The following is a 13,745-nucleotide window of genomic DNA, read 5'->3' on the forward strand; positions in this document are numbered from 1 at the left end:
GTGTATAGGTTGGATGAGGTGTTGTATTTAATCGCTCTACTTGTTGGAATTTTTGGGGTTTGGAACATATGGAAATACAGTCAAAACAAGCGGAAAAAAGTAAAATAAAAAGATTGGGGTTCAAATGATGTCTTTTGAAGATTGGTTACCAGTTATCCCTTCCCTTGCTGCCATTATTTTTTCGATTTGGACAAAACAAGTGATTCCATCACTGTTTATTGGATTATGGCTTGGGAGTTTATTAAATACCAGGTCTTTTTTAGATTCCTTAAATGCCGCAGTCAGCTATATACTTGGAGTCTTTACAGACACTGGAAATTTAAATGTTCTGCTTTTTTTATATATGTTTAGCGGATTGGTCGCTCTCATTCGCATTTCAGGGGGTGTACAAGCCTTCGCTGAAAGGATCGGAAATATATTAAAGGACCCAATCAAACCCTTTTGATATCATGGGGGTTACTACCGATTACATTTATGGACTGTGGATTTCGGGTAGTTGCCGGAGGAGCCATCGTAAAACCACTGACAGAACGTTTTCATGTGGCAAAGGAGAGACTAGCTTATATGTTAAATAACTCTGCTAGCCCAGTGATTGTTTTAATTCCTTTTGCAACAACTTTTATCGGATATACCACGGGAGTTATCAATAAAGGAATGGACGCTGCTGGAGTTGAAGGCTCTTCATATTCTGTGTTTTTAAGTTCGCTGCCGTTTCATTTTTTTAGCTATTCATCCATTCTTATTGCTTTGTTATCGATTATACCAGCCCTTAACTTTCCATCCATGAAAGCATTAATACAAGAAAATCAAAAGGAAAAAACAAAGGATCCATTTTCAAAAAGTTCTCATTTTGCTTTTGAGTTTTCAAAAGAAATTTCCGATGTAAAAGAAAATAAACACAAGGCAGAAACAGCAAAAGACCAAATGGGTGTGGCAATGAAGGGAAACAAAATGGATCGCGGACATATGAAGATGGGGATGGAACATGAAAAACCTGCACTTAAACCTCGATTAATGAATCTCATTATTCCGATTATCATCCTTCTTCCATTAAGCTTCATTCTCATGTGGAATAGCGATGAACCATCTCGAATGATGTTGTTAGCCCTTATCATCACAACCATAAGCTCTGCGATTTTATACTTTTTTCAAGGAGCCCAGTTAAAGAAAATCACCAACCACTTTATTAAAGGTGGAAATAAATTAATGACTACGATAATTATCCTTGCGCTTGCATGGTCAATTTCTGACCTCTCACAAGATTTAGGCTTAATCACGTTCGGCGTTGCACCAACGGTAATAGCCGCTTGCACTCACCTCAGCAACTTGGCAGAGATTGCGTGTAACGCAATGTAAGTTATGCTTACGGATGGTTTGATTAATGAGCTCAAAGCGCTCGGAAGGCTTAAGACCTTACTTGCTTGCCTTTCGAGCGCTTCGAGCCTTTTTAGAAGTTCATTTTCCACTTCGAGGAGCTTGATACGAGCCTCAGCTCGACGCAACTTATCTTCTGCCGATCGTTCACCTGCATTCCTCCTGCCAGTGGCTTGTTTACCTCGCATTTCTTCAAGCAGCCATTCCCACCTAGAGCGGTGAATATCTGACGCCAACGCAACAGACACTTCTTTGGTTTGTCATGTCCAATGGCATCTAAATGAAAGCCAGCCTCAAAGAAGATATCATTGGCGGTTGATCAGTGAGATACGCCTGTACTGAAGCGACTTTATAAGCCGGGGAATATGTGATTGCAGTCTCCGACACACGTAGCACATTAGGGTTTCGCTCAAGTTGATTAATCTCTTGCGAACTGAATATTTTTGAAGCGCCTTTCGTTTTACCCATGATTCAATACCTCGCTCAATTCCTCTAGTTCGATTAAAACATAAATGACCCGCAAGAGGGGCACTTTTTTCAAGATGTCCATCTTACGGGTCACAGTTCAAAGGATGATCAGCAGCCTTGCCCCGTTTGTGATTATTTACTAAACAACCTGGCTGCATTATAATCCATTCGTTTGCGGGTGGTATCAGTTGTGCTACTACTACCCCTTATTCCAATTTTTCCTTATCTGCGTGACTACGAACATAATCGGGATATATCCATAAATAAAATAAAGTCCGACGTCTGAATAAAACTCAATCCATCGAAATATGTTAGGGTCCTTCAGAAAATACTCTAATATCAGAAATCCGACCAGAAAAGCAATCAAGCTCGCACGCGGTTTGATCTGGAACACGTTTTTCATTCCACGGCATGCCGCCCATAAGAATAAAGATATGTTTGCGACCATTTTTATCAACCACATTGAAATGGCTAGATATTCTACTCTCTGTAACACAGGTCCCTCAAGAATCTTGAGCATATAAAGCGTCGGCCACAAGATTTCGCGCAGCTGCCCTTCACTGAAATACATAAACGTTATGATTATTATCATCAAATACATTAATGTAAGAAAAAACACCGTCAAATGTGCCCATTTTTGAGATTTTGCCGGTGATTTAATGAATGGGTAATAGAGTAGAAGAGCTTCTAATCCCATGTATTGATATATCATGCTTTTAGAAGAGAGTAATATGTCGGTTATTGAATGGTTAAAAAGAGGCATCAAATTTAACGGATGTGTATACGGCAAAACCAACGAAAACTCTGGAATAACATGAATAATTGAAATTAGAAGTCCAAAAAAACTTAGTCCAGTAACGGACCGAAACCCGCCGGATACGGTATAGTATAAAAGCAACACCAAAAGGGTGCATATGATAATCATTTCCACTGAGGGAAACACCCAAACTTGAATAACTTCAATATAGGCTCTGAATTTAATATAAGCTCCGAAACAAAAATAAAGAACAATTGCGAAATTGATTATGTTCCCTGCAATTTTCCCGAAACATGTTTTGTTGATTGCAGTTACATCTAGACCTTCTTGATTAGAACGTAAAATTTTATAAATCATCCATAAGATTAAATGAATGCTAATCCCTACTAAAACAACAGAAATATAAGCATTATATCCGGCATGTTCGGCCAATTCTCGTTGGAAATTCAGAACTCCGGGCATGACCATACTGACATACATAAGAGGAACAATTAAGAAGGGAGATATTAAGTATTTTTCGTCAACAGGATTTTTCAATATGCGAAACACCTCACTAAACTGTACTTCCAGACATCGTTCAACTACTGCCAGTATTGACAATTTTAACCTGAACGCTTACTGTTGTTTCTATTTCTTGATAAATTTTTTCAAAATCTTGTGCACTCCATTCCTTAGACCGACTTCTTACTAAGTCGCCCAGGCCGACTGGATCAACCTTATTTTCCTTCAATAGTGACAGGAATTTTTCAATTTCTGTTTTAAAATAAGAACCCATCGTTTTTTCAAGCTGTGTAAGCTGCTCTTCTGATCTCAAAACCATCCAATCCGGGACTTCCTGAAGTTCCGTCTCCAATTTCAACCGAATTGAAATAGAAGGGATTTGATTAACTTTGTTCACAATATAGTTTGCCTTTGAATGCATGCTTCTCAATAAAATAAAATCTTCAACCTGTTTGTTTGATGCTTTTCCTTCAACTGGAACCATGTAGTTTCCATTCTTCGAGTTCTGAATAAGCATTTTTAATAAGAAAGCGTCCTTCATGCTAATTTCGGTTATCTTTTGATCACTTCTAAATAAAGCCAGACCATCGATTATTACTTCTCCGTGATCTATTTTAAAATACGGTAAAAACATGTCTCGTCCTTCACCATAATAATTAAACAAGAATTCATGAAGGTTCATCGACGGTAAATTTCCATTTATCATGTTTTGCTCAATCATATCCGATAAAAAAAACGGTTCTTGGGATTTTTGGATGATTTCCAACAGTTCCGAAGCGTCCCCATCCGCGACTCCAAGCTGAAGCCGCGATGAAATTTTAGGATCGCGGAGTAAATTATGGATTTTAGTCCCAGTCCCTTTTTCTGCAAGAGTTTTTCCGAATAACACCATCCTTAGCTGTCCCTTTTCAAGGGGATCTTTTGTCCGCGTATTTAGTCGTGGCAGAGTGCCATTATTAGAGATGGATTCCGTATGTAAAACTTGTAGTTCTGTTTTTCCCTGTTCTTTAAAGTTAGCAATTAGAGCAGCGCTTTTTATGCCATTCGAAACGGTATCAAAGCTAATTGCAGAGACAAGAACAATCTTATTCACAATTTTTTGATCGGCACAAGCCGATAAAACTGCACACAAAATGATAACCAGAAAAATTTTCCTCCTATACATAATGGCCCTCTTTTCATAATTTATTCTTCATCTAAGTCATTTTTCTGTTTAACTGGTTTAGGCAAATACCTAAATAAAGAATTTGGTCTTAAATATTGAGGTCTTTTATACAGAAATTGAAAGGATGGACGTATAAAACTGTCTTTAAGATCCATTGTCCTTAAAGGAAAAATCGGAACAAAGTAAGGAGAGCCTAATGATTTTAAACGAATAAGATGGATGAACAGAAAACACACCCCCATAAATAGGCCAATTCCCCCAAATATCGCTGACAGAATGATGATAGGAAAGCGTAAAAATCGTATCGCATTTGACATCTTATATATCGGTGTCGTAAATGAGGCTAAAGCCGATAGCGCGACAACAATTAGTAAAATATTACTTGTTAAAGCTGCTTCGACTGCAGCTTGACCGATAACAATTCCTCCGACAATACCTAAGGTTTGGCCAATTTTTGTTGGTAATCTGGCCCCTGCTTCCCGAAGAAATTCAATGGTTATTTCTAAAAAAAGCACTTCAAAGAAGGGCGTAAATGGAACGTTTTTTCTGGAAAAAATAAGGGGGCTAAGCAAATCTTTTGGAATGACTTCATAATGGAATGTGGTTATCGCAACATACATTGACGTGGCAAACAGCGAAAAAATGACACCAAAGATTCGAATCAATCGAAAAAAAGAACCTAATATCCATGGCAAATAATAATCTTCCGGGGAAATAAAAAAATCAAACAATGTTGAGGGTCCCGTAACAAAATAAGGTGATCCGTCGCTAATGACCGCGACTTGCCCGTTAATAAGTGAATACACCACTCGGTCCCTGCGTTCCGTGGATACAAACAATGGAAATGGCGTCAAAGAATTGTCAGACATCATTTGGTCCAATAAGGACGAATCAAACACGACATCGTGATCAATATCAACAAGCCTTTGCTCAAAAGTTTGAATATGCTGTTTATTTGTCACCCCATCGATATAAATTATTGCGACTTTTGTTTTTGAAGTTGTTCCAACGATAATTTCTTTTATAATCAAGTTTGGGATATTGATTTGTGTTCTTAGCAAACCGATGTTTGTATCCAGGTCCTCTACGAAACCGACTTTAGGGCCGACGACGCTAAACTCGTTTTCCGTATCATTATTTTGTCGCAATCCATGATTGTCGGCTAAATTAACCAACGCACACTTTTGATCGTTTTCATTAAGTTGAACGAGCGCATAACCTTTCAGCAGTTTGGATTGAATATTTGTTAACTCGTCGGTAATCTCTATATCATTAATGGGAATCCAGTCCTTAATATCCTCGATTTCCTTGATTTCGGAATCCAATGAGCGATTTTGCACCACAAGAATCAAATGTTGCTGCATCCACTTCGCATCGATTAAGGTACTATAATAGAAAATATTCACTTTTTGTTTACCAAGTAAAATCGTTGTTGTCTTAAAGTCACTCGATTGTCCGGCTAATTTTAATAATTGATCGAGGTTTTTAAATTCTGTTTTCATTGTGAATAAATCCTTCCTGGCTAAATTTCCCAAATACTTTTTATGGTACTATGTTATTTTTGTAAAAAACTCTTTTTTTATACATAAGTGGAATCACAAGAAATTTTTGACTGACCAAGGACGGCGAGCATTGATCTGTACGTCGTTCAGTCGGGGCATTGGATGGGTACTGGCGGCTACGGGATAAAGCGTTGTGGTATCCAGTAACGGGATCAAGTCTCTGCTGACTATTACAGCAAACCTCATTGAAACAAAACGGATTCCCTTAGCGTACGGGAAACCCGGATTTTTTGGGGATATGGGGGCTTAGCGTACGTTTTCGCGTTATGTTGGAGGGACCCCTACTTGAAACGCAAATCAAGAATAACCGAGAATTCAGGATTTTTCTGCGGTTTGTATCGGATCTGGAAATATCGAAGACCATAAATGCGCTGTCTGCCGAGAAAATGGAGTTGTTGAAGTAGAGAGTTTGTAGCACCAGTTTTTTCGGCTCATCGGTAGATCTCGTAAGTACGGAATCGCGGTAAATTATTTATGGGATGATTTCGAACCGACTACATTAAAATCAATCCGAGTCTTTACCCTCGGGTTAGAATGTTCATCAAGGAATACCCGCAGCACTTATTGGACCATTATCAAATGAAAGTTATTGAAGAGTTTTCACCACGCTCAATCTCCGGCGTCATATTATTTCAGACGCCAAGCGATGCTCTTTTAAACGAGATACTGGCCCTCTTGAGTACACCATGACGCTGCCCAAATACAGACGGCCTTCACGACATGGAATGTAGGTAATGTCCGTCATCCACACCTTGTTTGGTGCAGTGGTCTTGAGGTTTGATTTAGCAGGTTCGGTGCAATCGGTTGTGATTGGAGTCGGTGGTTGTGACCTTGAATTTCTTGGACACACATGCGCGCATATGGTTCTCCTGCATCAGAAGCCAGACCAAACGCTCGGAAACCGTCCAGCCCTCTGCATGAAGACGCTTTGTGATCTTGGGGTTGCCGTAGCGGCAGTGACTGTCAAGAAAGTGCCGAGAAATCCGTGACAGCAAAGCCTGTCGGCAATTCTGGTCTATTCTCGTTCTCTTTTTCCTTGTGCCATTTGTAGTAGCCGCTCCGTGATACTTCGAGCACGCCGTACATCTTCTCTAATCGAAACTCGGAGTGATGATCTTCGATGAACTGGAACCTTAGTTCTTTTCTTTGCTGAAGATGTCCTCGAAACTCTACACATTGATATGCAAAGACCACCGGATTTCCGGTGGTCTTTGCTTTTACCTTAAGGACATATGTCGTAAATGGCCATTTAGTTCCCATGTCCGAAGCCGGAAATGACCGGGCCTCGCGGCTGACGATGATCCACGAGGCCCAGTCCCTGAGCCCTTACGGACGAACGCGGATGATCGTCTTTCCCTTGATCCGCTCGGTCGGGTTGAAGGCGGCGACAGCATCGTCGAGGGCCGCCACGTTGCCGATGTTCGTCCGCAGCCGACCATCCCGGACCCGCTGGACGATCTCACCCAGTTGCGCGCGATCGGCCTCGACGACGAAATCAATCGCCAAGCCCTCGGCCGGCTGTGCCTCTGGCGGACCGGCGATGGTCACCAGCATTCCGCCGGCGCGAACCAGACCCGCGGACCTCTTCCCGATGTCGCCTCCGATCACGTCGAAAACCAGATCGACGCCGCCGACGTCTTCCAGCGAGTCGTTGTCAAGGTCGACGAACTCCTGCGCGCCGAAGTCGAGCGCCGTCTGACGGTCGGCGGCACGTCCGGTGCCGATGACGTAGGCTCCCGCCTCGCGGGCGAGCTGCGTCACCATCGAGCCGACTCCACCGGCCGAGCCATGCACGAGGACGCTCTGCCCTGCCTGGAAGCGGCCGTGCACGAACAGTCCCTGCCACGCGGTCAGACCCGAGATCGGTAGGCTCGCGCCCACCGTGAAGTCGATATCGCCCGGCAGCGGCGCGAGGTTACGTGCCTCGACGGCCACGTACTCCGCGAGGGTGCCGTCGCGCGTCCAGTCCGCGAGCCCGAACACCCGTTGTCCTACCGACAGCCCCCTCGTGCCATAGCCGAGGGCGCTGACCACTCCGGCCACCTCGTGGCCGGGGATCGACGGTGTGCGGTCGCGGCCGAGGCGATCGGTCCAGGTTCCGGGCCACGTCAGCTCGCCGGGGGTGAATCCCGACGCATGAACCTGAACGACGACATCGTTCGACGCCGCCTTCGGTTCCGGCCGCTCCACCAGCTTCATCCCGGCCGTTCCCGCGGCCTCATCTGTCACCACAATTGCTTTCATTTGGACACCTCCATGTATAGTCTTCTCCTGTACGGCACGTCGGTCCGGAAGCTATTAGCGCCGCAAAAGCTCGGCGTCTTACCACGACAGATGAACTGGCGTAGAGGCGCGGCTACAGCGCCCGTTATTCGTTTGTTGATCACGATTTGGAATGTTACCATCGTACTCACCTCACCCTTCTTGATTAATTGCTATAAATGAGCAAAATCGGATAAAAAAATGGTAGACCCCCTTACATTAGTTTGTTCCGCTCACAAACGACATGAAAGGGGACGCCGCTTCGGCCACATTCATAAGCAGCCCAAAATCGGTCTTGTCGAACTTGCTTGCGAAGCATACACATGCCGCCATATTATATTTATTTGACCCACTTCACAACATCATCAAACGGTCTGCGTATTTTCGGTCTCGGCTCTTTTTTGCGATAACCGAAGGCAAGCATGACCGAGATGGTAAAGTGTCCGTCCTCCAGCAGCCCTTCCTCGTCCAACAGCTGATTCATTTTCTCAATGTCAAATCCTTCGATCGGACATGAGTCAATGCCGATTTGCGCCGCAGCCATCATCATGTTCGCAAGCGGTATGTACGTCTGCTTGACGGCCCAGTCGGTAAGAAAGCGTTCATGATCCAGGAGCTTGAAATCATGTCTCTGGAACTCTTCAAGCAATTCAAGCCGCCTTGTCAGCTGTTCCTTCGGAACTTCTTTGGACTGCTGTTCCTTAAGGTAGGCGGAGTCATATCTCATATCCAGCGGAGTCCGTGCCAGAATAATGACGAAATGACTGGCTTCCGGCAGTTTGCTTGCCGCTCCATACGAAGAGCTTTTTATTTTGTTCCGAAGCTGTTCGTTTTGAACAACTACAAATCTCCACGGCTCAGTGCCAAACGAGCTAGGCGAGAGCCGGCCCGTTTCCAAAATAAATTCAAAGTCGTCGTCGGAGATGGTCTTGCTAGGATCGAATTCTTTGGTTGCATGGCGAAAATGATAAGCTTTCAAAATTTCTTCCTTGGTCATTGTCATGATATATTCTCCTTCTTAACTAACATTTAGTACAGATGCATAGCTGCCCCATGTACAACAGCCACCTGCGTCTGCCTCATTAATCCACTTCAGCCGCTCGCTCCGCCCACGCATTGACCTCTTCAAGCCGTTTTGTTGAATAAATTGCAAGATGGCTTGATCCAATTGTTCGACTATTTCATAAAATCGCGCAGCTTCTTCATACCAGCCTTTAGATTCAAGTCGTACGCGCGGCGAACCGGCAATTGTTGAACAGCAGATTTGTAACAATTGCGATATGTGAAATACAATTCAATCGGCGTTCTGACACCGTAAACGGCATCAATTGAAGCAAAATCGCTGTTCCGGAAATGGCAACCGTGAATCGGAACTTCATAGCCCCCAGCCAATGACGAAGCAATTTTGCCGGCGTTTATGGCTTGAAATTGAGAATTCTTTTCCATCCCTCTATCCCCTCTGAATCAACAAAATGTTCGCTTGGAGACGCCGGACGTCTGCGGCCTTTGTGGGGTATGTAAACGCACGAACAGGGAATACAGCACTGATCGCGGGCCCGCTCCGATTGTCGCTGAACCCAGCCATATAAGATTCTCCCGTATCACCAGCATATATGGATATGTCAGGTCATATCGTACGGCAAGATAATTTTACATGTGATATCCAATTTAAAGCCTCGCTTCTTCAGACTTGTTCTTACCATAATCGATTGTTCTGCCCACAAATGAATGATGCAAAAATCGTTACAGGTTTTTTAGCTCTCGCAAAATTTCCTCCGGGCTTTGACGCTGCATGAAATTCGGATTGACATAGGAGGAGCGAATAATGGCGCTCTCATCAATCATGAAAGTAGCCGGAACCGGCAAAACCCATTTCGAGGTATTGTTGTACTCCGCAAGATCAAGTCCGATACCTTCCATGACTTCCTTTACTCCCGGCGGAACATCGAAGAGCAGATTGTACTTGGCCGTTACCAAGCCGTTCGGATCGCTAAGGACTTGAAATTCCAATCCTTCCTTTTCCTGAAGGGATAACGAATGATCCGGTTTTTGCGGGCTAATCGCTATAAGCTGCGCACCTATCGCCTGGATTTCCGGCAATATCTGCTGGTAAGCCTTTAATTGCATATTGCAAAAAGGACACCATCCTCCGCGATAGAAGACCAGCACAACCGGCCCTTTCGTGAGCTCTTCAAATAAAATTACATCCCGGCCTAGTGCGTTTGTTAATTTAAAGTCCACCGCCTTTTCGCCTGGTTGCTTCCCGGAAGCGATCCCCGATTTCTGAAGTTCCTCAATCATTTGTCCGATCTTAATCTGCCCTTCAATCGGTGAATTGGCCTTAAACTGCTGTGTGGCCACTTCCAGCTGCTCGGTTAAATTTTGGTTGCTCATCGTCCTGAAACCTCCAATATCGAATGATAGCTTGATTATAATTCTAAAAAAAAAAGGGTTCTGTAATGTAGCTTACAGTTTTCCATTTTATTTTTGAAATTATGTAAAACGGCAGAACGATGTAATGTAGATGACAGATGCCGATTTGGTTGGCATGTTAATCTGTAAACTAAACCGCCAAGTACCATTGAGTTATCAGTCAATTTTATTTTGTCCTGGATGCCAGGAAAAAATTCGCTCAATTAATAAAATAAGAATACAAATGTGAAAGGAGAATATGGTTGAAGATACTCGTTTTAGGAGGAACAGCGTTTTTCGAAATCCAACAATATCTAATCTTATATGAAGCTATTGTTCCTCAGAATTGAGGTTTGCCGCTCACTTTCTATATATTCCGCGCCATTTGGATTATCTCGCTTTACGTTAACTGATACTTCTGTCTTCGAAGTTCGGGACTTTCACAATTGAGACTCACCCAAAATTAGCTCACACAATTTAAAATTAGAAGAAGCCCATGCGTCTCATTTTTATTAAAGTTTGTTGGTTAAGAGTTCAACCAAAGTTTCTTTTGGTTGAAAGCCAATAATTTTATCCACGATTTCGCCATCTTAAAAGAAGATTCAAAGTTGGGATACTCATGACATAAAATTGGCCAGTTACTTGTTGATTTTCATCGGTTTTTATTTCACAATCTTAATCTTATCGCTCATCTCTGAGTAGATTTCTTCAAGAACTGGAGTAATCATCTTACATGGACCACATCATGGTGCCCAAAAGTCCGCAAGTACAACTCCCTCAGAGGGTTTTTTCACAAAGTTTCCGTCTGTTACATGTTTAATCACCATTTCAATTTCCAGCTGTTTTTTTGGTTAATAATTCAAATGTTTAAAAAACACTCATAATAACTTATCTTGGCTAATTACTATATCACTAAATGAATAATTAATTTTTGGCTAATTCTTTTTTTAATTCTTCAACATAATTCTAAACGGCTTGTGCTGCGATGCTACCGTCACCAGTTGGTGTTTACAACTTGTCGTAATGTTTTCTCACGCACATCACCAGCCGCAAAAATACCAAGGTACCGCTGTTTCCATTGCTTCATTTGTTTCAATATAGCCACTTTCATTCGTAATGGCTAAGTTTAAGAATGGTTTAGTGAGTAATAACATACCGATGTAAATAAACACACCATCTGTTTTGAACTCAGATTCCTCACCATTTTGAGGATTGACTAATGTTACACTACTGACCCTTCCATCTTTTCCATTAATTTGTTTTAATGTAGTATTCCAAATGAATGAAATTTTTTCATTAGCGAAAGCACGATCTTGTAGGATTTTTTGAGCATGTAATTCGTCGCGTCGATGAATAATTGTAACCATAGAAGCGAAACGTGTTAAATAAACACCTTCTTCAACCGCCGAATCTCCTCCACCAATAACAACTAAATCTTTATCTTTAAAGAATGCAACCTTTGTATTAAAAGGGTTGGTATTAGCAGCCACGTTAGAAATGTTTCCGATAAGGCGAATAAGTTTTTTTAAATCATGGCAAAAACATTATTCTAAACGAATTTTATTATCCTCACCCAAGCATCTTTATCAATGATGGTTATTATCACCTCATGATACCCTGTTATGATTTCATCTTAAAATCACTTAAAGAACCAATTAATAATTTCTCGTTTATTCCCTTTTTAAGGTATCCTATCCATTTTTTCAATGGCATTCAATAAAAATTTTTGGGATTGGGAAACCTATTTTTTTGTTATACTTATTATATGGAAAAACTTAATGAAGCTAGGAAATCAAAGCATCGGCTGACGAAAAAGGGTGAAGAGACTCGCTCTCGAATCGTTTCTGCTGCAGCCAAATTGATGTTTGAGAAAGGCGTTGCAAGTACAAGCGTAGAGGATGTGCAAATAGAGGCTCAAGTCAGCTCGTCCCAGATATACCATTATTTCAACGAGAAGCGAGAGCTGGTTAAAGCCGTAATTATTTATCAGACTGAGAAAGTGCTAAGCACCCAAGAGTCTTTGGTAATCCAACTTGACAGTATGGAAGCCCTAAAAACTTGGCGTGATGCGATTGTTCAACTTCAAAATGAGAGGCAATGTCGGGGTGGGTGTCCAATCGGCTCGCTTGCCAGTGAGTTGTCAGACATTGAGCCAGATGCGCGTTCCGAGCTCGAAGCCGGATTTATGAAGTGGGAGAACTTTATTCGAAAAGGGCTACACACGATGCAGGAGCGTGGCGAACTGAGCACCAATGCCAATACAGACGAACTCGCTCTTGCGTTGCTGACCACACTTCAAGGAGGACTTCTTCTTACTCAGGTTCGAAAAGAAACACTACCCCTTGAAGTAGGATTGGACAGTATGCTAGCACATATCAGCTCATTCATCATTTGATATGGCAGAATGATAACACTTTATCCAATTGCACAAGATAGCATTCTAATTTATTATGCTGAAAAACATCATGAAAGGAGGATAATGTTTTTATTCTGTTTTGCTCTATGAAAGGAATCGGTCCGAGTGTCTCTTTTGAAATAAAACTCCCATAAGGGTAAAGAGTTCCTTTTAGAGGCACAAAGCAGAAAATATCATGGAAAAAGCACATTAATTCGCAACTGTTCTGCCCCGTAAATGGTAGACACCAAATAACTTTTACGGGGTATTTTTTATGGGAAGATCAATGTTTTTCGTTATTAATAAACCATTTAATGTTAATTTATATAAATAAAGAAATTAACACTTCTACTAACTATTTATTTTCATTAATAGTTGTACCTGGGAATACACAACCTTCGGGACCACAAGCTAATCCATCTTTTAAAAGGGCTTCTTGTGCCTTTTCTTTTTTTAATTGTTCCTGCTGCCATTCAATATCAATAATGGGTGAAAATTTTTCTGGATATCGTATATACCATCGTTGTTTTCGAATAAGAAAATTATCTGTATCAAGATAAAGAGCCTCGTCTAGCTCTTTTAATGCTTCTTCTTTTTTTCCGTTATTCGCATATTCCATCCCTAACTTAAACTTAGTTTCAGAGAGTTGTTTTTCTATGTTATTAACATTATTGGAGGGATTATAGTATTCATCATCTAAAATAACTTTTTCTACTGTTCCGTGTATTAGTTTTTCAACTGCGTCCAAATGCTTTGGGTTTGAAACATGAAACCCTTGTTTAATTAAACGAATTGTACTGTTTTTATCGACGAAAATTCCATTCGGTACAATTTTAAATCCAAAATAAT

12 protein-coding genes and 2 pseudogenes are annotated in these 13,745 nt (G+C 41.7%); 3 read left to right on the top strand and 11 right to left on the bottom strand.

Features of this window, described 5'->3' with window-relative positions; all coding sequences use genetic code 11:
* Positions 1–124 precede the first annotated feature (124 nt).
* Together IQ19_RS22360 and IQ19_RS22365 are read left to right on the top strand one after the other, a co-directional pair.
* Positions 125–445, top strand: a complete 321-nt coding sequence (locus tag IQ19_RS22360) for a hypothetical protein (RefSeq protein WP_144545235.1) — start codon at positions 125–127, stop codon at positions 443–445.
* A 119-nt stretch (positions 446–564) separates the two neighbouring features.
* The gene (locus IQ19_RS22365) at positions 565–1,356 is read left to right on the top strand and encodes a Na+/H+ antiporter NhaC family protein (RefSeq protein WP_158638885.1); all 792 of its coding nucleotides are present in this window, start codon (positions 565–567) and stop codon (positions 1,354–1,356) included.
* 685 nt (positions 1,357–2,041) lie between these two features.
* On the opposite strand, the gene IQ19_RS22370 is transcribed toward IQ19_RS22365, so the two are convergent.
* The 10 genes and pseudogenes from IQ19_RS22370 to IQ19_RS22420 all read right to left on the bottom strand — a co-directional run.
* Positions 2,042–3,136 carry a GerAB/ArcD/ProY family transporter gene (locus tag IQ19_RS22370; RefSeq protein ID WP_144545240.1) on the bottom strand — a complete coding sequence of 365 codons (1,095 nt, stop codon included), beginning with the start codon at positions 3,134–3,136 and terminating at the stop codon, positions 2,042–2,044.
* 40 nt (positions 3,137–3,176) lie between these two features.
* Positions 3,177–4,265 carry a Ger(x)C family spore germination protein gene (locus tag IQ19_RS22375; protein ID WP_144545242.1) on the bottom strand — a complete coding sequence of 363 codons (1,089 nt, stop codon included), beginning with the start codon at positions 4,263–4,265 and terminating at the stop codon, positions 3,177–3,179.
* A 20-nt stretch (positions 4,266–4,285) separates the two neighbouring features.
* Positions 4,286–5,767 carry a spore germination protein gene (locus tag IQ19_RS22380; protein WP_144545244.1) on the bottom strand — a complete coding sequence of 494 codons (1,482 nt, stop codon included), beginning with the start codon at positions 5,765–5,767 and terminating at the stop codon, positions 4,286–4,288.
* 842 nt (positions 5,768–6,609) lie between these two features.
* Positions 6,610–6,822: an IS3 family transposase gene (locus IQ19_RS29330; RefSeq protein WP_144545246.1), complete on the bottom strand. Its 213-nt coding sequence runs from the start codon at positions 6,820–6,822 to the stop codon at positions 6,610–6,612.
* A gap of 331 nt (positions 6,823–7,153) precedes the next feature.
* Positions 7,154–8,071, bottom strand: a complete 918-nt coding sequence (locus IQ19_RS22395; protein ID WP_144545248.1) for an NADP-dependent oxidoreductase — start codon at positions 8,069–8,071, stop codon at positions 7,154–7,156.
* Between the two features lie 358 nt (positions 8,072–8,429).
* Positions 8,430–9,092, bottom strand: a complete 663-nt coding sequence (locus IQ19_RS22400) for an NAD(P)H-dependent oxidoreductase (RefSeq protein WP_144545250.1) — start codon at positions 9,090–9,092, stop codon at positions 8,430–8,432.
* A gap of 173 nt (positions 9,093–9,265) precedes the next feature.
* A complete protein-coding gene (locus tag IQ19_RS22405; RefSeq protein ID WP_144545252.1) occupies positions 9,266–9,535 on the bottom strand; it encodes a hypothetical protein in 270 nt (89 codons plus the stop codon).
* 297 nt (positions 9,536–9,832) lie between these two features.
* Positions 9,833–10,483, bottom strand: a complete 651-nt coding sequence (locus IQ19_RS22410; RefSeq protein WP_144545254.1) for a peroxiredoxin-like family protein — start codon at positions 10,481–10,483, stop codon at positions 9,833–9,835.
* A gap of 530 nt (positions 10,484–11,013) precedes the next feature.
* Positions 11,014–11,328: pseudogene (gene trxA / locus IQ19_RS28710) on the bottom strand (thioredoxin).
* A 139-nt stretch (positions 11,329–11,467) separates the two neighbouring features.
* Positions 11,468–11,955 (bottom strand): annotated as a pseudogene (locus tag IQ19_RS22420) (FAD-dependent oxidoreductase); the annotation flags it as partial.
* A 311-nt stretch (positions 11,956–12,266) separates the two neighbouring features.
* Here IQ19_RS22420 and IQ19_RS22425 point away from each other — a divergent pair.
* Positions 12,267–12,896: a TetR/AcrR family transcriptional regulator gene (locus IQ19_RS22425; protein WP_144545256.1), complete on the top strand. Its 630-nt coding sequence runs from the start codon at positions 12,267–12,269 to the stop codon at positions 12,894–12,896.
* A 355-nt stretch (positions 12,897–13,251) separates the two neighbouring features.
* On the opposite strand, the gene IQ19_RS28715 is transcribed toward IQ19_RS22425, so the two are convergent.
* Positions 13,252–13,745, bottom strand: a 494-nt coding sequence (locus tag IQ19_RS28715; protein ID WP_242021094.1) for a thioredoxin family protein, incomplete at its 5' end; no start/stop codon positions are given.

Source organism: Cytobacillus oceanisediminis, from assembly GCF_007830235.1.
In the GTDB taxonomy this organism is placed as follows: domain Bacteria; phylum Bacillota; class Bacilli; order Bacillales; family Cytobacillaceae; genus Cytobacillus; species Cytobacillus oceanisediminis.

Coding starts and splice junctions, on each gene's coding strand:
- IQ19_RS22395 (WP_144545248.1), bottom strand. CDS start 8,071: ATGAAAGCAATTGTGGTGACAGATGAGGCCGCGGGAACGGCCGGGATG.
- IQ19_RS22365 (WP_158638885.1), top strand. CDS start 565: ATGTTAAATAACTCTGCTAGCCCAGTGATTGTTTTAATTCCTTTTGCA.
- IQ19_RS22405 (WP_144545252.1), bottom strand. CDS start 9,535: ATGGAAAAGAATTCTCAATTTCAAGCCATAAACGCCGGCAAAATTGCT.
- IQ19_RS22360 (WP_144545235.1), top strand. CDS start 125: ATGATGTCTTTTGAAGATTGGTTACCAGTTATCCCTTCCCTTGCTGCC.
- IQ19_RS22375 (WP_144545242.1), bottom strand. CDS start 4,265: ATGTATAGGAGGAAAATTTTTCTGGTTATCATTTTGTGTGCAGTTTTA.
- IQ19_RS22380 (WP_144545244.1), bottom strand. CDS start 5,767: ATGAAAACAGAATTTAAAAACCTCGATCAATTATTAAAATTAGCCGGA.
- IQ19_RS22425 (WP_144545256.1), top strand. CDS start 12,267: ATGGAAAAACTTAATGAAGCTAGGAAATCAAAGCATCGGCTGACGAAA.
- IQ19_RS22400 (WP_144545250.1), bottom strand. CDS start 9,092: ATGACAATGACCAAGGAAGAAATTTTGAAAGCTTATCATTTTCGCCAT.
- IQ19_RS22410 (WP_144545254.1), bottom strand. CDS start 10,483: ATGAGCAACCAAAATTTAACCGAGCAGCTGGAAGTGGCCACACAGCAG.